The sequence below is a fragment of the Cognatishimia sp. WU-CL00825 genome (assembly GCF_040364665.1).
Classification (GTDB): Bacteria; Pseudomonadota; Alphaproteobacteria; order Rhodobacterales; family Rhodobacteraceae; genus Cognatishimia.
In genome coordinates this window covers 238,212-257,178 of the sequence record NZ_BAABWX010000002.1, presented here as the reverse complement: position 1 = coordinate 257,178, position 18,967 = coordinate 238,212, and the positions used below count along the sequence as shown (strand labels likewise).

At 55.0% G+C, this 18,967-nt stretch carries 16 protein-coding genes; 5 read left to right on the top strand and 11 right to left on the bottom strand.

Annotated elements, in window-relative coordinates:
* Window positions 1-3: 3 nt before the first annotated feature.
* The 11 genes from ABXG94_RS12020 to ABXG94_RS11970 form a co-directional block, all read right to left on the bottom strand.
* Entirely contained in the window at window positions 4-762 is a 759-nt protein-coding gene (locus ABXG94_RS12020) for a 3-ketoacyl-ACP reductase (protein ID WP_353534469.1), read from the bottom strand.
* Window positions 759-2,261 (bottom strand): GMC oxidoreductase, encoded by a 1,503-nt coding sequence (locus tag ABXG94_RS12015; RefSeq protein WP_353534467.1) that lies wholly within the window; start codon window positions 2,259-2,261, stop codon window positions 759-761. Before ABXG94_RS12015 ends, ABXG94_RS12020 begins: the two co-directional genes overlap by 4 nt.
* Window positions 2,261-3,376 (bottom strand): ABC transporter ATP-binding protein, encoded by a 1,116-nt coding sequence (locus ABXG94_RS12010; RefSeq protein ID WP_353534465.1) that lies wholly within the window; start codon window positions 3,374-3,376, stop codon window positions 2,261-2,263. The genes ABXG94_RS12015 and ABXG94_RS12010 overlap by 1 nt, the downstream gene beginning before the upstream one ends.
* A 66-nt stretch (window positions 3,377-3,442) precedes the next feature.
* Window positions 3,443-4,324 (bottom strand): carbohydrate ABC transporter permease, encoded by an 882-nt coding sequence (locus tag ABXG94_RS12005; RefSeq protein ID WP_353534463.1) that lies wholly within the window; start codon window positions 4,322-4,324, stop codon window positions 3,443-3,445.
* Complete coding sequence (locus ABXG94_RS12000) at window positions 4,324-5,250, bottom strand: carbohydrate ABC transporter permease (RefSeq protein WP_353534461.1); 927 nt, start codon at window positions 5,248-5,250, stop codon at window positions 4,324-4,326. Before ABXG94_RS12000 ends, ABXG94_RS12005 begins: the two co-directional genes overlap by 1 nt.
* Before the next feature lie 67 nt (window positions 5,251-5,317).
* Complete coding sequence (locus ABXG94_RS11995) at window positions 5,318-6,568, bottom strand: ABC transporter substrate-binding protein (RefSeq protein WP_353534459.1); 1,251 nt, start codon at window positions 6,566-6,568, stop codon at window positions 5,318-5,320.
* Window positions 6,569-6,611: 43 nt separating this feature from the next.
* Window positions 6,612-8,132 carry an aldehyde dehydrogenase family protein gene (locus tag ABXG94_RS11990; RefSeq protein ID WP_353534457.1) on the bottom strand — a complete coding sequence of 507 codons (1,521 nt, stop codon included), beginning with the start codon at window positions 8,130-8,132 and terminating at the stop codon, window positions 6,612-6,614.
* The gene (locus ABXG94_RS11985) at window positions 8,132-8,902 is read right to left on the bottom strand and encodes an enoyl-CoA hydratase/isomerase family protein (RefSeq protein ID WP_353534455.1); all 771 of its coding nucleotides are present in this window, start codon (window positions 8,900-8,902) and stop codon (window positions 8,132-8,134) included. Before ABXG94_RS11985 ends, ABXG94_RS11990 begins: the two co-directional genes overlap by 1 nt.
* Window positions 8,899-10,470, bottom strand: a complete 1,572-nt coding sequence (locus tag ABXG94_RS11980) for an acyl CoA:acetate/3-ketoacid CoA transferase (protein WP_353534453.1) — start codon at window positions 10,468-10,470, stop codon at window positions 8,899-8,901. Before ABXG94_RS11980 ends, ABXG94_RS11985 begins: the two co-directional genes overlap by 4 nt.
* A 1-nt stretch (window position 10,471) precedes the next feature.
* Window positions 10,472-11,473: a Gfo/Idh/MocA family protein gene (locus ABXG94_RS11975; protein WP_353534451.1), complete on the bottom strand. Its 1,002-nt coding sequence runs from the start codon at window positions 11,471-11,473 to the stop codon at window positions 10,472-10,474.
* Window positions 11,474-11,723: 250 nt separating this feature from the next.
* Window positions 11,724-12,836, bottom strand: a complete 1,113-nt coding sequence (locus tag ABXG94_RS11970) for an S-(hydroxymethyl)glutathione dehydrogenase/class III alcohol dehydrogenase (RefSeq protein ID WP_353534538.1) — start codon at window positions 12,834-12,836, stop codon at window positions 11,724-11,726.
* A gap of 639 nt (window positions 12,837-13,475) precedes the next feature.
* Here ABXG94_RS11970 and ABXG94_RS11965 point away from each other — a divergent pair.
* The 5 genes from ABXG94_RS11965 to ABXG94_RS11945 all read left to right on the top strand — a co-directional run bounded on the left by ABXG94_RS11965 (window position 13,476) and on the right by ABXG94_RS11945 (window position 18,952).
* Complete coding sequence (locus tag ABXG94_RS11965) at window positions 13,476-15,092, top strand: peptide ABC transporter substrate-binding protein (protein ID WP_353534449.1); 1,617 nt, start codon at window positions 13,476-13,478, stop codon at window positions 15,090-15,092.
* 65 nt (window positions 15,093-15,157) lie between these two features.
* The gene (locus tag ABXG94_RS11960) at window positions 15,158-16,090 is read left to right on the top strand and encodes an ABC transporter permease subunit (RefSeq protein ID WP_353534447.1); all 933 of its coding nucleotides are present in this window, start codon (window positions 15,158-15,160) and stop codon (window positions 16,088-16,090) included.
* 14 nt (window positions 16,091-16,104) lie between these two features.
* Complete coding sequence (locus ABXG94_RS11955) at window positions 16,105-17,019, top strand: ABC transporter permease (RefSeq protein WP_353534445.1); 915 nt, start codon at window positions 16,105-16,107, stop codon at window positions 17,017-17,019.
* Window positions 17,016-17,978, top strand: coding sequence for an ABC transporter ATP-binding protein (locus tag ABXG94_RS11950; RefSeq protein ID WP_353534443.1), 963 nt, complete (start codon window positions 17,016-17,018; stop codon window positions 17,976-17,978). The genes ABXG94_RS11955 and ABXG94_RS11950 overlap by 4 nt, the downstream gene beginning before the upstream one ends.
* The gene (locus ABXG94_RS11945; RefSeq protein WP_353534441.1) at window positions 17,975-18,952 is read left to right on the top strand and encodes an ABC transporter ATP-binding protein; all 978 of its coding nucleotides are present in this window, start codon (window positions 17,975-17,977) and stop codon (window positions 18,950-18,952) included. The genes ABXG94_RS11950 and ABXG94_RS11945 overlap by 4 nt, the downstream gene beginning before the upstream one ends.
* Window positions 18,953-18,967: the final 15 nt, after the last annotated feature.

The following is an 18,967-nucleotide window of genomic DNA, read 5'->3' as shown; positions in this document are numbered from 1 at the left end:
CCCTTAAAGCCTGTTGATGGACAGGCCGCCATCCGCCGGGATCACTGCCCCGTTGGCAAATTTCATTTGTCCTGACACCAAAGGCAGCACACAGTTGGCAATATCGCTTGGCTGGCCCCAGCGCGCGGCGGGCACCAAACCCGCGTCAATCCGTTTGCTAAAGGCGTCTTTGGACCCTGCTGTCATCGCGGTTTCCGTCAAGCCCGGTCGCACTTCGAACACGCCGATATCCTCGGCAGCCAAACGCGCAGCAAATAACTGTGCCATCATGCTGGCCCCGGCTTTGGAAATACAATATTCCGCCCGCTCGATTGAAACCATCTGCGCGCTGACCGAGGTGACAAAGACCAAGCTGCGATAGCTTTGACTTGGCTGCGCCAACATGCGACGGGCGACGGCCTGCGCCAGAAAAAACCCACCGCGCAAATTGATATCAACCGTATGGTCATAGTCAGCTGGTGCCACATCCAGCAAGTCACCGCGCTTTCGCACAGAAACACCTGCGTTGCTGATCAAGGACCGCACCGGGCCTTGCGCCGTTTCAATTTGATCCAGCAAGGCTGAAATGCCATCAATGTGACGCATATCATGCTGATAATACCGCGCTTGTGGGCCAAGGGTTTCCAACGCGGTTTGTGCGCCGTCACTGTTTGCATCAGACGAGGCCGCCAATGCAACATGCCAGCCCGCAGAGACCAGAGCCTGTGCAACGCCCAGACCGATGCCTTTCTGCCCGCCTGTGATCAACGCAACACCGGTCATGCGGCACCAAGTTTTTCGCGCAAATAGCCGCCAACCCGCAAAGCTTGGGCCGCAATTGTCAAAGCAGGGTTTACCGCTGCTGAGGTTGGCAAAAAGCTGGCGTCCACCACGTAAAGATTGGGATGGTCATGGGCTTGGCAATGCAGATCAAGCACCGTGTTGTTTGGGTCTTGCCCAAAACGCGCGGTGCCACATTGGTGTGACGGTGTTTGCCGGTCAAACGCGCGCGACAACACCAAGGGATAGCCCGCCTTGCGGAAAACCTGCTTGGCTCGTTTGACCAGCGCCAAATGCGCGCGCCAGTTAGAGCGTTTCCAATCCAAACAAATTTGGCCATTTTTGACGGTCACGCGGCTTTCCGGATTGGGCAAGTCCTCGCTCATGACATACCAATCAACGGTGCGCTGCGCGACAAGCTTGGCCGCCCATTTTGGCAGATGGCTTTGCGCCGCCAATATGTTGCCAGAGATCTTGCCAAGCAATTGCACGTTGCCAAGGGGCATATCGTTTGGCCCGCCTGACAGGTAAAAGTCGTTAAATTGCAGGGTCTTTTGATAGACCGAGGTGTTTTTGCGCAAAGGGTGCATCGCCACTACGGCGGTGCAATTGTGGTTCATAAAATTGCGCCCGACCATATCTGATCGGTTTGCCAGGCCGGTGGGATAGGCGTCAGTGGCAGACCGCAACAGCAAGGCCGCCGAATTCACCGCCCCTGCCGCAAGCACCACGGTTTTGGGCGTTATTGTCTTTGATGCACCGTTTTGACGGTAGGAAATTGAGGTAATTTCCCCATTTGCGGCGGGGTGCAACTGGGCGACCTCGCAGTCGGTTTCGAGCGTCACATTGTCAAACGCCAGCGCCTGTTCCAACGGCACGGTTTGCGCGTCTTTTTTGGCACCCGTTGTATCTGGGAAAGCATCCCAGGGGGTTTTTGCGCGGGCCAACCAAGCGTCGATGTCGATGGCCAGTGGCAGGGCTGCTGGGGTCACGCCCGCCCGCCTTAGCCCGTTGCGCATCGCCGCAATCGACGGTTCATCTGCAATGGGACGGTTTGGATAGCCGCCCGAATGCCAAGGTTCCGTTGGGTCCTGCAAATGGTCGCCCGCAACGCCAAACATATCCTCTGCGGCCTGATACCAGGGTTCCATTTCCGCATAAGATATCGGCCAAGCTGGCGACACGCCTTCCAGATGCTGCATCGCTTCAAAATCTTCGGCACGATACCGCAACAAGACCGCGCCATAGAATTTTGAGTTTCCGCCAACATTATAGTAGTTTCCCGGATTAAACGCGGTGCCCTGCCCGTCTAGCCAAGTCTCTTGTGGCCGAAACACCCCATCGCGAAAGATTGCGTTGTCATCGCGAGCGGCTGGGGAATCATGCAGCGCATGCCCCCGTTCCAGTATGACAATCTGCCGGCCAGACGGGGCCAGAGCAGCAGCCATAGTGGCCCCGCCCATGCCCGAGCCGACAATCACGATATCCGCAGCCTGGCTCATCAGCTGATACGCATTTCGGTTTGCGGATCAAAGACAACGGCCTTGTCCATATTGATGGCAAATTGGGTGTTGTCTCCGGGGCCAACATGCACATCTGCGCGCATGCGGGCATTGCATTCTTCGCCGCCCAGAATAGTCATGACAAATGTGTCTGATCCAGCGGGTTCAGTCACCACAACTTGGCTTTCCAGTTCAACGATATTGGCAGCATCGCGATCTGCGCCGCCCGGGTCGGTCAAAGCCTCGGGGCGAATGCCCAAGGTGACCGTCTTGCCAACATAGCTTTGCAATTGCGCTGAAGGCTCCATGAAAGGCAACACGATGGTCTCGCCCAGCGCATTAGCGGTTTCGGCGGCAATGCCGTCCCCATGGGCGATGATCTTCACCGGCACCAAATTCATCGACGGCGAGCCCATAAAGGTTGCCACAAACAAGTTGTTGGGCGTGTCATAGATCTCTTTTGGCGTGCCAAGTTGCTGCACATATCCGCCGTTCATCACCGCGATCCGGGTCGACAGCGTCATCGCTTCGATCTGATCATGGGTCACATAGACAATGGTTGTGCCCAGCTTTTGGTGCAGCTTTTTGATCTCGGTGCGCATGTCCACGCGCAGCTTGGCGTCCAGATTTGACAAAGGTTCGTCAAACAAGAACACATCGGGATCACGCACAAGGGCGCGCCCCATAGCGACCCGCTGACGTTGACCGCCTGACAGGTTACCCGGCTTACGGTCCAGCAGTTGCTCTATCTGCAACAGCTTTGCGACATCCTGCATGGCTTTTTCGCGCTCTGGTTTGGGCGTGCCGTGCATTTCCAAACCAAAGGTGATGTTTTGCCCAACCGACATGTTCGGATAAAGCGCATAGGATTGAAACACCATGGCGATATTGCGTTTTGACGGGTGGACCCCGTTCATGGCATTGCCCTTGATGGCGATTTCACCAGAGGTGATTTCTTCCAAACCGGCAATCATATTCAGTAGGGTGGATTTCCCGCAGCCCGAAGGGCCAACCAGAACCAGAAATTCACCTTCTTCGACATTGATGTCGACCTTATGCAGAACCTCTACGGCCCCATAGGATTTTGTCGCGTTTTTGATGTCAAGAAAGCCCATGGGGTTTCTCCTGATTATAACTAGAGGAGTCCGACACAAGGCGCGTCGGAACGTAGGTTTGTTTGGTTACCCTTTGACCGATCCGGCCATCAGACCGCGCACAAAGTAGCGACCCGCCACGATGTAGACGATCAGGGTTGGCAAAGCCGCGAGTATCGCTCCGGCAAAATGCACGTTGTACTGTTTGACCCCATGCGAAGAGTTCACCAGGTTGTTAAGCGCCACGGTCATCGGCTGGCTGTCCAGATCCGCAAAAGAAGCCCCAAACAGAAAGTCATTCCAAATATTGGTAAACTGCCAAATCACGCTCACAACGATGATGGGTCCAGAGCTAGGCAGCAGGATCCGCTGAAAGATGCGAAAGAACCCTGCACCGTCGATCTGCGCCGCGCGGATCAACTCGGTTGGAAAAACCTGATAGTAGTTTTTGAAATACAGCGTGGTAAAGCCAAGGCCAAAGATCACATGTACAAAAACCAAACCCGGTGTGGAACCAGCCATGCCAGTGAAACCCAGCACCCGTGCCATTGGGATCAAAACGATCTGGAACGGAATAAAGCAGGCAAACAGCATAAATCCGAACACCAGCGTGTCATATTTGAACCGCCATTTGGTCAGCACATAGCCGTTCAACGCCCCCAGTAGGGTCGATATGGTCACCGCAGGAACAACCATTTTGATCGAGTTCCAGAAGTAAGGTTTCAACCCGGTTGGCTCGACCCCGATCTGTGCGGTTGCCCAGGCTTCATACCACGGCTCAAACGTCCAGACTTTCGGCAAGGCCATCATGTTGCCGCCGGTGATTTCAGATAGGGGTTTGACCGAATTCACCACCATCACCCCAAAGGGCAGTAGGTAGAACAAGGCAAACAACAGCAGCACGAGGTATAGGAAAGTGCGGGTGATGCGCCCGGTGCGAATGGCCGTATCAGAGCTTGCAACAGACATTATTTCTTCTCCCGCAGTTCAGAATAAAGATAAGGCACCATGATCGCGACAATGGTCAGCAGCATGATCACGGCAGAACTCGCGCCAATGCCCATCTGGTTTCGTGTAAACGTATAAGAATACATAAAAGTTGCAGGCACTTCGGTGGCGCGACCTGGCCCGCCGCCGGTCAAGGCAACAACAAGGTCATAGGACTTGATCGCCAGATGGCTGAGGATCACAAAGGCCGACAGGAACGCCGGGCGCAGTTGAGGTATGATGATCCTGCGATAAAGCGCAAAGTTGCTGGCCCCATCCATTTGCGCAGCCTTGAGCATTTCATTGTCGATGCCGCGCAGACCCGCAAGAAACATGGCCATCACAAAGCCGCTTGATTGCCAGACCGCCGCAAGCACAACGGTATAGATTGCAAAGTTGCGGTCCTTGATCCAATCAAAGCTGAAGCTTTCCCAGCCCCAAAGATGCATGGTATGTTCCAGACCAATGCCCGGATCCAAAAACCACTTCCAAGCCGTGCCTGTCACGATAAAGCTTAGTGCCATTGGATAGAGAAAGATTGGCCGTAAGACGCTTTCGCCCCGGATCTTTTGATCCAGAAAAATCGCCAGAACCAGCCCGATGACCGTGCACAAGACAATATATAGCCCGGCAAAAACAATCAGGTTATCAACCGCGATGTCCCAATGGCGCAGCTTGAATAGTTTTTCATAGTTTTCAAAGCCTACCCACCCGTAGCTGGGCAAAATACGGCTGTCGGTAAAACTCAGATATACCGAAAAAATGATAAACCCGTACACAAAGAATAATATCAACGCGATCGAAGGTGAAAGCACTAACTTTGGGATCCAATTCTGGAGCCGTGTCCGAAAGTCGGGCTTGTTGAGCGCCGTACTTCGGGCCGTTGTATCGGTGAACTGCATCGTCATTGCGTTCCCCCCTTTTATGGCATTTGTGCGCTGGGACCGGTTCCGGCCCCAGCGCATTTTTCGTTTTCTATTTTGCGATTTCTACTGCATCGACCAATTCGTCCGCTGCTGTTTGCGCATCAAACTCGCCATTGAAATGCGCGGTCACAACGTCATACACCGCGTTTTTCACGCTGGCCGGTGCCGCATGACCATGGGCCATCGAGCCAAACAAGTTGCCTGACTCTGCCGCCGCGGCCAAATCCGCCATGGCTTTCTTGCCACAAGCATCAAAGGCTTCGTTGCTGACGTCTGTACGCGCCGGAGCTGAGCCTTTTACGACGTTAAAGGCTGATTGGAACGAAGTTGACAGGATGGCTGTTGCCAAAGCGGCCTGAGCAGAAGACACGTCGCCCCCTTGATCAAACAAGGCAAATTGGTCCGCGTTGAATGTCACCTGATCTGCGGTTCCGGGGAAGCGGAAGCACAAAAAGTCTTCGCCCGGCACTTTGCCTGCATTGATGAACTCGCCCTTGGCCCAATCACCCATCAACTGGAACGCGGCTTCGCCATTGATCACCATCGCGGTGGCAAGGTTCCAGTCACGACCCGAGAAGTTGTCGTCGACATTGGCGCGAATTACGCCCATGCGACGGAAGGCTTCGACCATTGTATCGGACCCAAGTGCCGCCTCGTCTAGATCAACAAACGCTGACTTATAGAACTCTGGGCCACCAGTTGACATGGCAACCGCATCAAACACGGTCGCTTCCTGCCAGGCTTGCCCACCATGGGCAATCGGCGTCACACCTGCGGCTGACAATGTCGCCAATGCCGCCTCAAATTCTTCCCAAGTTGTTGGCACAGCAATGCCATTGGCGTCCAGTACCGCCTTGTTGGCCCAAACCCAGTTGGTGGAATGCACGTTGACTGGCGCAGAAACCCATTTGCCATCGTGCTTTGCAAAGGCTTGCAGAGCCTCTGGCACCACATCGTCCCAGCCTTCGGCCACAGCAACGGCATTCAGATCCGCAAGCGCGCCTTCGCCGGCCCAATCAAGAATATCAAAGCCCAGCATTTGCACGGCGGTTGGCGGGTTGCCCGCTGTTACACGTGCGCGCAAAACTGTCATGGCGCTTTCGCCACCACCGCCCGCAACCGGCATGTCGTTCCAGCCAATGCCTTGGCCTTCAAGATCTTGTTTAAGCACATTCAAAGCGGCGGCTTCGCCACCGGATGTCCACCAGTGCAGAACTTCGACGTCTTGTGCTGCAGCCATGTTGGCTGAAAAGGCACCGATCATCAGGGCTGTTGTGGTTTTCAAAAATTGTTTACGCATGGTATCCTCCCATTATGCGTGAGCATTGACCTGTCGTTGCAGATCAAATCCAATGTGTGCGCGAGCGGCCAATCCGCATTTGCACGGTCTTAAGTTCCATAAATTCTTCAAGCCCATAGCGCCCAAGTTCGCGCCCCTGGCCGCTTTCCTTGACCCCGCCAAAAGGCAGTTCGGAAAAGCCATCCATCCAGGTATTTGTCCAAACGGTGCCCGCCTGCACACGGCGGCTAAACTCCAGACAAGTATGGATATTTTCACTCCATACCCCTGCTGACAGCCCATAGTTGGCACCATTCGCCAGGGCGATGGCCTCGTCCATTGTGCGAAAGGTCAGCACCGCCAAAACCGGGCCAAACACTTCTTCGCGGGCAATCGGCATGTCCGCTGTCAGGCTTGACACCACGGTGGGGGCAAAAAACGCACCCTCCAATCCGTCGACCTGAATGGGGGCGCCACCAATTTCAACTTTGGCACCCGCAGCGACTGCCTCTTGGACATAAGAGTTGATCTTGTCCTGATGGCCTTGGTGGATGATGGCCCCAACTTTGGTGTCTGGATGCAGCGGATCGCCAAAAGGCACTTTGCGGCTTAGCGCAACCACGCGACGCGTCACCTCTTGGGCGATATCTTCGTGAACAATGATGCGCGACCCGGAGTTGCAGCATTCCCCAGCGTTGAAATAGATGCCAAACACAATCGCATCGACGGCGCTGTCGATATCCGCATCGGCAAACAACACCTGTGGATTTTTCCCGCCCAGTTCAGACGCAACCTTTTTCAATGTGTCAGCTGCAGCTTTTTCGATGGCTTTGCCAACCTGGGTCGAGCCGGTAAAGCTGACCATATCCACCGCCGGATGCGAGGTTAGGATGCTGCCAACTGGGTCCCCAAAACCCTGAACAATGTTGACCACGCCAGCCGGCAGGCCCGCCTGCATCAGCAATTCACCCAGAATACCCGTGGTCGAGGGAGTCAGTTCTGATGGTTTCACGACACAGGTACAACCAGCTGCCAAAGCAAAGGGCAGCTTTTGACTAACAATAAGAAATGGGAAATTCCACGGCGTGATCAACGATACAACGCCAATCGGTTCCTTAAGCACCATGGCCAACATGTCTTTGCCAAGACTATTGTGGCTGTCACCGTGCAACGTGCGTGCCAAAGAGGCTGCAAAGCGCCACAGATCTGCCGCGCCTTCGATCTCGGCCTCGGCCTGCGAAATTGGCTTGCCGCTTTCTAACACTTCCAAACGGGCAATGCGCGCGCGGTTTTCATCAATCAGATCCGCCGTTTTTAGCAAAAGGGCGGCCCGGTCCTTGCCCGACATTTGCGCCCAGTCCCCTGCATCAAACGCGCGCCGCGCGGCCAAAATCGCGGCTTCCGCGTCAGACGCACCGCCTTTGGCAATGCGCGATACCAGTGTGCCATGCGCGGGCGAGCGCCGCTCAAAAACCGCCCCATCAGCGCTGTCGACCCAAGCGCCATCGATCAGATGCTGTGCATTGTGCAGCGCATCCTCTGGCTGGCTCTTGGCAGGAATGAGTGTAAGATCGTGCACTGTCATTAGGATTGTCCCGAAAAATCTGGTTTACGTTTGGCGACAAAGGCGGCAACGCCCTCGGCCTTGTCATCAGTGTCAGCGATCAAGCCGCCGCCCATTGTTTCAATCAAGGCGGCACTGTCTTCACCTGCCCCGGCATGGATCATGTATTTGCTGATTTCGGTGGCCCGTGGGGACAGTTGCGCCGTGCTTTCAGCAATTGTCAGCGCCACGGCCATCGGGTCTTCTGACACTTCGGCCACAAAGCCCAACTGTTGCGCCCGGTCTGCCCCAAGTTGGCGGCCAAACAGCACCATCTCTTTCAGCACCGGTTCGGGCAAAAGCCGGTGTAACCGCTGCGTGCCTGACCAGCCCGGCACAATGCCAACGCTGGCCTCTGGCAAAGCAATCCGTGCATTGGGGGCCATCACGCGCAAATCACAGGCCGCCGCCAATTCCAGACCACCGCCAAACGCATGGCCATTGAGCACCGCTATGGTTGGCTTGCATAAGCGCGCCAGCCGATCAAAGATTCTGTGTCCGCCACGCACCCAAGAGCGCGCAAACTGCGCAGCCGGCAAATCCGCCCAAGCGGTGATATCAGCGCCCACACAAAAGGCTTTGGGATGATCAGCGGTCAGCAAGATCACCCGCACATCGGCGTTTTGATCCAAGGCGTCGCAATGGCTTTCAAGCGCGCACAACATGTCAGGTGTCAGCGCATTCAGCTTTGGCGCATTGTCCAGCGTCAGAACCGCAATCGGGCCGGTAATTTTCAGGTGCACCGCGCTCATAGCTTCAGCCCCATGGGCCGCGCTTGCAGCAAGGCCAAAGAGGCAAGCGTTGCGTTTTCGGCGATCCGCACACGCCCACCAGAGGCTGCAACAATATCACGTTCCGGATCAATGCCGGGCATGATCTCGACAGCCTCAAGCCCCTGATCCGTCAACCGCATCACACAGCGCTCGGTGATATAGATAATCTCTTGTCCCAAGACCAAGGCGCGCTTGCCCGAAAAGGTCACATGTTCGACAGCCTCTACCATCTTGGTAAACTTCCCTGGTTTGGCGATTGTCAGCCCCTCCGGCGTAATCTCGATCTGCGCTCCGGCTTCGAAATAGCCAGAAAACACGATCTTTTTGGCATTGGCCACAATATCAACAAAACCGCCACAACCCGCTGTTAAATAGGGTTTTTTACCAAGCTTCGAGACATTCACATTGCCTTGACGATCGACCTCTAGGAAAGACAAGAACGACACGTCAAACCCGCCACCCTGGAAATAGGTGAACTGCTGAGGAGATGGCAAAAACCCATCCGCATTTGAGGCGCAGCCAAAGGCAAACCCTGTCAAAGGCACACCGCCAACAGCGCCTTGCTCAATCGCCCAGGTCACAGCTTGCGCTTGGTTTTCCTCTAGCAAAATACGCGGAACTTGGGCGGAAATGCCAAAGCCAAGGTTGGCGGTTTGGCCTGCCTTCAACTCCATCGCCGCGCGGCGCGCCAGAACTTTTTCAACCGATAATTCCGGGATCGCAAATCCATCAAGGGGCCGGTTGATCTCTCCGGAGATGGCCGGATCATACAATGTTTCTGTGGTTTGCTTCTGCTCTGGGTCGACCACAACAAAATCAACCAGATGCCCCGGCACGCGTACAGCATGCGGGTTCAGGCTGCCGCGCGTTGTCACGCGTTTGACCTGCGCAATCACGATGCCGCCGTGGTTTCGAACTGCGATTGCCTGCTCTAGTCCACCCAGATAGGCCCCTTCGTGTTCGTATGTCAGATTGCCATGTTCATCCGCAGTGGTGGCCCGCAAGATTGCCACATTGGGAATGACATTGGGAAAATGCAGCCAGGTTTCGCCCGCAAATTCCGTGCGCGACACAATCGGCGATTCCGCCGCCAGCGCGTTCATCGCACAGCCCTCGCGGATCGGATCAGCAAAGGTATCAAGCCCCACACGGGTCAAAACGCCTGGCCGTTTGGCCGCCACATCGCGATGCATGTCAAACATAATGCCCGAGGGAACATTATAGGCCGCAACGCGGTCCTCGACGATCATCTTCCATATCTCAGGCATCTCTTTTGACGACGGACCCGACGGATAACTGCCCGCAAGAATGCGGCTTAACAGGCCATCTTTTGCGATATGATCAATACCTTTGATGCCATACATATCACCGGCTGCGATGGGATTAAGCGTCGTAAGCCCTTTGGGAGAGCCTGTTTTGTCAAACCGCGCGCCCAGCGCCTTGAGCACCAAGTCAGGGCAGCCCAATCCCGAGGAGGACGAAATTGTGACCACCTGATCATCCAAGATCTGTTGGACCGCATGCTCTGCTGAGACAACCTTTGACATATTACACTCCGCGATAATCAACAGAGGTGACGCGGCCTGACACAGCGGCTTGCTTGACCGCCTCTGCCACCGCCAAGGATTTTACGCCATCAATACCCGAAGCCGCAGGTTGCCCTTCGCCACGCACGGCGGCGGCAAACAGTCCAAAAGAGCGCGCATAAAGGTTGTGATCCGCATAGGGCACGGTCTGCACGCCCTCACCGTTGTGCAACATGATTTCGCCAACCGGCTGTTGCGTCATGACGTTGCGCGCAATCGCTGACCCCTTGGTGCCATGCACCTCGAATCCCGACGGCGAAAATGGATGGGTAAAGCTTTCATGTGTCAGGACCTGCACACCGGACGGCATGCGCCAGATCGACATCGCGCTGTCTTCGACGCCCCGTGACAGTGCGCCGTGGGACTCCATCGCCACAACCTCGATCGGGTCTTCATCAAGATGAAAACGCACCGTGTCTGCGTCATGCACTACAATATCAGGGATTACACCGCCGCCGGCATCCGCGTCATTCAAACGCCAACCGCGCAGGTGCTCTGGCAATAGAACCGCATGGTTGATGCGGATGCTCAAAATGTCCCCGAGCACACCTTTGACGATCAGATCTTTGATGGCCAAATGGCTGCCCGCATTGCGCAGATGATGGTTCGTCGCCAAGACAACACCCGCCTCTTTTGCAGCGTTCACCATGGTGATCGCGTCCGCAGCGGTCATCGCCAGTGGCTTTTCGCACATGACATGTTTGCCTGCCGCAATGGCAGCCAAAGCCTGTGGCATGTGCTTTTCATTGGTGGTCGAAATATAGACAGCCTGAATGGAGGCATCCGACAAGATCGCATCCAGAGAGGTCACAGCCTGATCAATGCCATGATCGGCGGCGTATTTTTCACCCCGCGCCTGGCTGGTGCTGAAAACAGAATTGACGCTGTGGCCGTCCTGACTGCGGATTGCACCAACAACATGCTCTGCGGCAATTGTGCTCGCGCCTATCAAACCCCAATGCATTTTCAGCCTCCTAATTTGGAACGTTCCATATTCGTATTTTGGAACGTTCCAATTGTCAACTGATTCTCACCTCCAATTCAAAAATCAACGCGATCAGCTGCGGGGGGGGGGCTTGCGCCGTAACCGGCAAATGGTCCCCCAACATCAAAACGGCCCACGCGATTAAGCGCAGGCCGGGCTAAAAACGAAGCAATCGTCAGGGGTCAGCGATCAGCCGGCATCGTCACTTGGCGATGCCAGAGCAGATCAATTAGAACTCCACCACAGCACGGATAGATTTGCCTGCGTGCATCAGTTCAAAACCTTCGTTGATTTGATCAAGGCTCAGTTTGTGGGTGATCATCGGATCAATTTCGATCTTACCGTCCATGTACCAATCGACAATTTTTGGCACATCTGTGCGGCCCTTTGCGCCGCCAAAGGCCGTGCCGCGCCACACGCGCCCGGTGACCAATTGAAACGGACGGGTCGAGATTTCAGCCCCGGCTGGTGCAACGCCAATAATGATCGATTCCCCCCAGCCCTTATGCGCCGCCTCAAGGGCGGTCCGCATCACATTCACATTGCCAGTCGCGTCAAAAGTATAATCCGCGCCGCCCTTGGTCAGCTCTACCAGATGCGCCACAAGATCGCCGTCAACTTCGGCTGGGTTTACAAAGTCGGTCATGCCAAACTTTTCACCCATTTCAACCTTTGAGGCATTCAGATCGACGCCGACAATTTGATCCGCCCCTGCCAAACGCAGACCCTGAATGACATTCAACCCAATGCCCCCCAGACCAAAGACAATCGCCCGGGAACCAATCTCGACCTTGGCTGTGTTGATCACCGCGCCAATGCCGGTGGTGACCCCACAGCCAATATAACAAATCTTGTCAAACGGCGCGTCTTTACGCACCTTTGCTAGGGCGATTTCAGGCACCACGGTGTGATTGGCAAAGGTAGAACAGCCCATATAGTGATGGATCGGCGTGCCATCCAACATGGAAAACCGGGTGGACCCATCCGGCAACAGACCCTGACCCTGCGTGGACCGCACTTTTTGGCACAGGTTGGTTTTTGGGTTCAAACAATATTCGCATTCGCGGCACTCTGGCGTGTAGAGCGGGATCACATGGTCCCCCACTTCTAACGAGGTCACACCTTCGCCGATCTCGATGACAACCCCAGCGCCTTCATGGCCCAAAATGGCCGGAAAAATACCTTCGGGATCATCCCCAGAGCGGGTGAATTCATCCGTGTGACACAGCCCGGTGGCCTTGATCTCAACCAGAACTTCTCCAGCCCGAGGGCCCTCCAAGTTCACGTCCATGATTTCCAACGGTTTGCCCGCTTCAACCGCAACAGCAGCACGTGTTCTCATCATAGATCTATCCTTCATCTCGCTCTGGTCCGCAGCAATGCCGCGCGACTTTCATTCCAAAATTGCTGAACCCACTATGGGCAGTTTCACAATTATTGTCATGATCATTTACGACGTTTTTCCCGGCCATCCCGCACATTCGATTCTGTGCAATTTCAGGCCACCTGCGCCGCAGATCATCTTACCAACCCAATCACAAAACCCGTGCCCGACAGATTTTTCACTGCGTCAAACCGCCCGCGCTGTGATTGGGCTTTGTGTTCGTTTGCGCGTTTCTTTGATCAAACCCGCAAGATCTTCATAAACTTAACCGTTACTAAACAAGAAGATAGACACACAAAAGCGTTTTCAAATCTGCGGGCGCTTGGTGGCTTGCATCGGTCTTATGTCGGTGGAACATGAGGCTATGCAAAACCGGCATTTGCCTTGCAGGGCCTGTCTCCAAATAATTTGGGCATGACGAAGCCCTGCGTGCCGACCCATATTTCATGGTTATTTCCGTCGCGCTTAAAGCTTGTGTTCACGAGCTGCCGGTCTGATCGCTGCGCAATGGTTAAGAGGATCTGCATATCGCAAATCCCCCAAGCCTCGCATCAGAGCAAGCAGCCCTCATAAGAAAGAAAATTGGGAGCTACTAAAATGAAAAAAACCACTTTTGCCCTTGCGCTCACGTTCACCACGGCCCTGTCGTCCACGGCCTTTGCTGCAGATGTGCCCACTGGTACAAAACTGGCCGCTGACCAGACCTATACCTATCGTATTTTAGATGAATTTGCTTCGCTGGACCCACAGCTGAACGAAGGCGTCGCAGGGTCCGTTGTATTGCGTGACCTTTTCGAAGGCCTCTACAATCAGGACTCCGAAGGCAACAACGTGCCGGGCGTGGCCACCCACCATGATGTCAGCGCAGATAACATGACCTATACATTCCACCTGCGCCAAGACGCAAAATGGTCTGACGGCAAGCCGGTGACCGCCCATGATTTCGTGTATGGCTGGAAACGCGCCGTCGATCCGGCGCTTGCATCGCCTTATGCATGGTACATGGAATTGATGTCTGTCAAAAACGGTGCCGAAATTATTTCCGGTGAAAAAACCCCTGACGACCTCGGCGTGTCAGCCACCGATGATTACACCTTTGTGGTCAACCTCACGCAGCCCCTGCCGTATTTCGCTGAAATGGTCACCCATACGACCACATTCCCAGCGCCAAAATGGGCGGTCGAAGCCCATGGCGATTCTTGGATCCGTCCGGGCAACATGGTTGGCAACGGTGCCTACACTTTGACAGAGCACGTGCTCAAAGAGCGCTCGACTCGCGTGCGCAACCCGAACTACTGGGACAACGAAAACACGGTTCTAGACACCGTTGTTGCGCTGGTGATTGGCGATGACGCCCAGGGTTTGACCCGCTATCGCGCGGGCGAATTGGACAAGACCGACATTCCAGCCGGCCAGTATCCTGCGCTGAAAGACGAATTCCCGGCTGAAGCCATCGCGGTTCCACGTCTGTGCAATTACTATTTCTCCTATAACCTGGCGAGCGGCCCGGAAGCCTTCCAAGATGTGCGCGTGCGCAAGGCGCTGGCCTTGGCCTTGGATCGTAACGTGATTGTCGATCAGGTTCTGCAAGGCGGCCAATTCCCAGCCTATAATTTTACCCCCTCGGCAACCGCGGGCTTTGATGTGCCAGAGATCGACTATGCGGGTCTCAGCCAAGCAGAGCGCGACGCCATGGCGGTCGAATTGCTGGCAGAGGCGGGCTATGGCAAGGGCGGCAAGCCTTTGGCGTTCAAATATCTTTATAACACCTCCGAAGCGCACCAGTCTGTTGCGATTGTGGCCACGCAGATGTGGAAACAAAAGCTTGGCATCGAAGTCACCTTGGAAAATCAGGAATGGAAAGTCTTTCTGGAAAACCGTGGCAACCAAAACTTTGAAATGGCCCGTGGCGCATGGTGTGGTGATTATAACGAAGCTTCTACCTTCCTTGACCTGCTGGTGTCGTCTTCTGGCTACAACGACGCCAAATTCAGCAACGCACGTGTCGACGAGCTGATGGCCATGGCAAAATCCTCGCAGGACGCCGGGCCGCTGTACACCGAAGTCGAGCAGATCTTGTCCCAAGAGATGCCGGTGATCCCGGTCTATCACTACTCTGCAAACATGATGCTGAAAGACAACGTCATGGGCTGGCCTGTGAAAAACGTACAGCAACAGACCTACTCAAAAGACCTCTTCAAAGTGGCCAAATAAGCCGTCGCTTTTGAATGTTTCACTTAGTCCCGCCGCTGTTGGCGGCGGGGCACCGCGAGGATTTCATGCTTAATTACACCCTGCGCCGCCTAATGGCGGTGATCCCCACAATTCTGATTCTGATTGTGGCCTGCTTTTTCCTGATGCGTCTCGCGCCCGGCGGACCCTTCACCTCAGAGCGCCCCCTGCCGCCCGCCGTTATGAAAAACGTGCTTGAACGCTATGGGCTGGACGAGCCGCTTTACGTGCAGCTTTGGACCTATTTGAAAAACATCGTTTTGCATTTTGATTTCGGGCCAAGCTTTGCCCAAAAGGATCGTTCGGTTAACGATCTGATCGCCCAGGGTTTCCCGGTCACGCTGACCTATGGTTTCTTTTCTGCAATATTTGTTCTGGCAATTGGCATCCCTCTGGGCGTCGTTGCCGCGCTGCGCCACAATTCCTTTTGGGACTATGTGATGACGGGTCTGGCGATCTTCTCACAAATTTTCCCAAACTTTGTACTCGCGCCAATTATGGTGTTGCTGTTCACCCTGTCCTGGGGCTTGCTGCCCGGCGGTGGCTGGAACGGCGGCCAATGGCCCTATGTAATTATGCCCGCCGTGGCGCTTGGCACCTCTTACATGGCCTCGGTCGCCCGGCTGACCCGCGGCTCGTTGCTGGAAACGCTCAGTGCGCCTTATATCCGCACCGCCCGCGCCAAGGGCCTGCCCGAGCACACCGTTCTGATACGCCACGCGCTCAAACCCGCCCTCTTGCCGGTGATCTCTTATATGGGGCCGGTCTTTGTCTATATGATCACCGGATCCGTCTTTATCGACATATTCTTTTCAACCGGTGGTATCGGGCAAAACTTTATCGATGCGGCCTATACCCGCGATTATGCCGTGATCCTCGGCCTCGCCATTCTCTATTCCGTGCTGACCTTTGTGCTCTTGTTGCTGGTCGACCTGATTTACGCGTGGATTGACCCCAAAGTCCGGAGCGACATGTCATGAGAGCCAAGAAAATAATGAACAGCCCCGAGTATGTTCAGGCCGCGGCCGAAGAAATGCTCACCAGTCGCTCGTTTTGGGCTGACGCGCGTCTGCGCTTTCTCAAAAACCGCATGGCGGTGATTTCGGTGACCATGCTGTTTGGTCTGGTATTGTTTGCCACCTTTGGCCATGCCTTTGCCAAATGGAGCTATGAAGAAATCGACTGGTCCCTGCTCGGTAAAATCAAAGAAAGCGGCGGGCCGAACGTTGAAAACGGCCACTATTTTGGTGTTGATGAACTGGGGCGTGATCTTTATGCGCGCGTGGTTCAGGGCAGCCGGGTGTCTTTGTTGGTCGGATTTGTCGCGGCCATTATTGCGGTTTGTGTCGGGTCGACGATGGGGGCCATCGCCGGGTATTATGGCGGGCGCACCGATCAGATCATCGTGGCCGCCCTCAACATCACGCTGTCGATCCCCTACATCATCTTCTTTGTGGTCTGGCAGGCGTTTTTTGGCCGGTCTTTGATGCAAATGATCCTGGTGATGGTGATCATCAATTGGACCGCTGGCCTATTGATTGTACGCGGCCAGGTGCAGACCCTTAAGAACAAAGAATTCGTAGATGCGGCGCGCATGTTAGGCATGTCTGACGCCAAGATCATCTTCAAACATATCCTGCCCAATATGCTGTGGGTGATCGTCATCTATATGTCGATCTCTATTCCCGAAATGATCATGTATGAAAGCCTTGTGTCCTTTTTGGGCGTCGGCATTCAGGAACCCAACACAAGCTGGGGCGCGTTGATTTCCGAAGGGGCAAAAACCATGACCTTTGGCACGCTGTGGCAATTGGCTTACCCCGCTGCCTTTTTTGTGATCGCTCAGGTCTCTCTTTACTACATCGGTGACGGCCTTCGGGATGCGCTTGACCCAAAGGACCGCTCATGACCATGCTTTCCGTTCAAAACCTCAGCATTCGATTTCGCACCAACGATGGCTACGTGCATGCGGTCAATGATGTCAGCTTTGACATTGATGCCGCCCAAAAACTGGCCATCGTCGGCGAAAGCGGCTCTGGCAAATCGCAAATCGCCCTGGCGATCCTTGGCCTGCAGGCCAAAAATGCCGAAATCAGCGGCACCATCAACTACAACGGGCAAAACTTACTGCAATTGCCCAGCGCACAGCTTAACAAAATCCGCACCAAAGACATCGCGATCATTTTTCAGGACCCGATGAGTTCTTTGAACCCTTACATGACCATCGAGCGCCAACTAAACGAGGTGCTTGAGCTGCACGAAGGCCTGCGGGGCAAAGCCGCGCGCAGCCGTGTGTTGCAAGCCATGGATGCGGTTCAAATCCCGGATGCCAAAAACCGGCTCAAAAGCTATCCGCATGAGTTCTCTGGCGGGATGCGCCAACGGATCGTCATTGCAATGGCGCTGCTTTGCAGCCCCAAGCTGATATTGGCAGATGAACCAACAACCGCACTGGACGTCACGGTGCAGGCCCAGATCATGCGGCTTTTGGATCAGATCCAATCTGACTTTGGCACCTCAATTATGTTGATCACCCATGACCTTGGTGTGGTGGCTGGTTTTTGCGAGGAAACTCTGGTGCTCTATGGCGGGCGCATCATGGAACGCGCGGATACCAAAGCAATTTTCGCCCAACCCAGCCATCCCTATACCCGTGGCCTAATGCGGGCGGTGCCCAACATTCACGCCCCAACCGAAACCCTGCAAAGCATTCCGGGTCAGCCGCCAAACCAGCTGTCAGAGCTGACCGGCTGCCCCTTTGCCGAACGCTGCGAGGATGCCATTGCCGCCTGTACCAGCACATTGCCGCAACTCACCGCGAGCCAACCTATGCGGGCCTGTCTTCGCCCAATCGAGGAACTGACATGACCCAAGAAATGTTATCCGTCGAAAACCTCGCGGTTGAATTTAAGGTCAATCAATCCAAGAAATGGCCCTGGTCAGACCCCAGTGTTGTCAAGGCCGTCAACGGCGTCAGCTTTACACTAGAGCAAGGTAAAACTTTGGGCGTGGTCGGCGAAAGCGGCTGCGGAAAATCCACTTTGGTGCGCGCCATCAGCGGGCTGGTAACGCCGCAATCCGGCCGGGTTCGGGTGGATGGCCAAGACATTGACTATAGCTCGCGCAAAGCGGTCATGGCGCTGCGCCGCAAAGTGCAAATGATCTTCCAAGATCCGGTTGCTTCGCTGAATCCGCGCATGACCATTCTAGAGATTGTAGCAGAACCCTTTTCAGCGTTCTTTCCAGAGATGGACCGGGCGAAACGCAAAGCCAAAGCGCGTGAAATGCTAGATCGTGTTGGCATCGCGCGGCGCAATGAAAACCGTTATCCGCATGAGTTTTCCGGCGGTCAGTGTCAGCGCATCGGCATTGCTCGGGCCCTAGCTGCGTCACCCAAGATCTTGCTTTGCGACGAACCGGTGTCCGCCCTTGATGTCTCTATTCAGGCCCAGGTGGTGAATATTTTGCAAGAGCTGCAAAAGGATATGGGGCTGACGTTGGTGTTTGTCGCCCATGATTTGGGGGTTGTGCGACACATATCAGACGAAATTCTGGTGATGTATCTGGGGGGCATGATGGAACGCGCGCCCGCCGCAGAGTTGGTCATGGACCCGCGTCATCCTTATACCAAGGCGCTTTTGTCTGCGGTTCCGGTGCCTGACCCAAATCAAAAACTGACACCGCAGATCCTGGACGGGGATCTGCCAAGCCCCATGGCCTTGCCCCGAGGCTGCCTGTTTCAGTCGCGCTGCCCTATGCGACAGGATCGCTGTGCAAAATCCCGACCGGATTTCTATCGCGCAGCAGGGCGCGAAAAGGCCTGTTTCCTAGAAGACGCTTAGACCCCAAAGACAAAA

What these genes read in the sequence shown, in the direction of transcription:
- ABXG94_RS12020 (WP_353534469.1), bottom strand. Translation starts at nt 762, where the DNA reads ATGACCGGTGTTGCGTTGATCACAGGCGGGCAGAAAGGCATCGGTCTG.
- ABXG94_RS11955 (WP_353534445.1), top strand. Translation starts at nt 16,105, where the DNA reads ATGAACAGCCCCGAGTATGTTCAGGCCGCGGCCGAAGAAATGCTCACC.
- ABXG94_RS11975 (WP_353534451.1), bottom strand. Translation starts at nt 11,473, where the DNA reads ATGCATTGGGGTTTGATAGGCGCGAGCACAATTGCCGCAGAGCATGTT.
- ABXG94_RS11985 (WP_353534455.1), bottom strand. Translation starts at nt 8,902, where the DNA reads ATGAGCGCGGTGCACCTGAAAATTACCGGCCCGATTGCGGTTCTGACG.
- ABXG94_RS11965 (WP_353534449.1), top strand. Translation starts at nt 13,476, where the DNA reads ATGAAAAAAACCACTTTTGCCCTTGCGCTCACGTTCACCACGGCCCTG.
- ABXG94_RS11945 (WP_353534441.1), top strand. Translation starts at nt 17,975, where the DNA reads ATGACCCAAGAAATGTTATCCGTCGAAAACCTCGCGGTTGAATTTAAG.
- ABXG94_RS11990 (WP_353534457.1), bottom strand. Translation starts at nt 8,132, where the DNA reads ATGACAGTGCACGATCTTACACTCATTCCTGCCAAGAGCCAGCCAGAG.
- ABXG94_RS12010 (WP_353534465.1), bottom strand. Translation starts at nt 3,376, where the DNA reads ATGGGCTTTCTTGACATCAAAAACGCGACAAAATCCTATGGGGCCGTA.
- ABXG94_RS12000 (WP_353534461.1), bottom strand. Translation starts at nt 5,250, where the DNA reads ATGACGATGCAGTTCACCGATACAACGGCCCGAAGTACGGCGCTCAAC.
- ABXG94_RS11970 (WP_353534538.1), bottom strand. Translation starts at nt 12,836, where the DNA reads ATGAGAACACGTGCTGCTGTTGCGGTTGAAGCGGGCAAACCGTTGGAA.
- ABXG94_RS12005 (WP_353534463.1), bottom strand. Translation starts at nt 4,324, where the DNA reads ATGTCTGTTGCAAGCTCTGATACGGCCATTCGCACCGGGCGCATCACC.
- ABXG94_RS11960 (WP_353534447.1), top strand. Translation starts at nt 15,158, where the DNA reads ATGCTTAATTACACCCTGCGCCGCCTAATGGCGGTGATCCCCACAATT.
- ABXG94_RS11995 (WP_353534459.1), bottom strand. Translation starts at nt 6,568, where the DNA reads ATGCGTAAACAATTTTTGAAAACCACAACAGCCCTGATGATCGGTGCC.
- ABXG94_RS12015 (WP_353534467.1), bottom strand. Translation starts at nt 2,261, where the DNA reads ATGAGCCAGGCTGCGGATATCGTGATTGTCGGCTCGGGCATGGGCGGG.
- ABXG94_RS11980 (WP_353534453.1), bottom strand. Translation starts at nt 10,470, where the DNA reads ATGTCAAAGGTTGTCTCAGCAGAGCATGCGGTCCAACAGATCTTGGAT.
- ABXG94_RS11950 (WP_353534443.1), top strand. Translation starts at nt 17,016, where the DNA reads ATGACCATGCTTTCCGTTCAAAACCTCAGCATTCGATTTCGCACCAAC.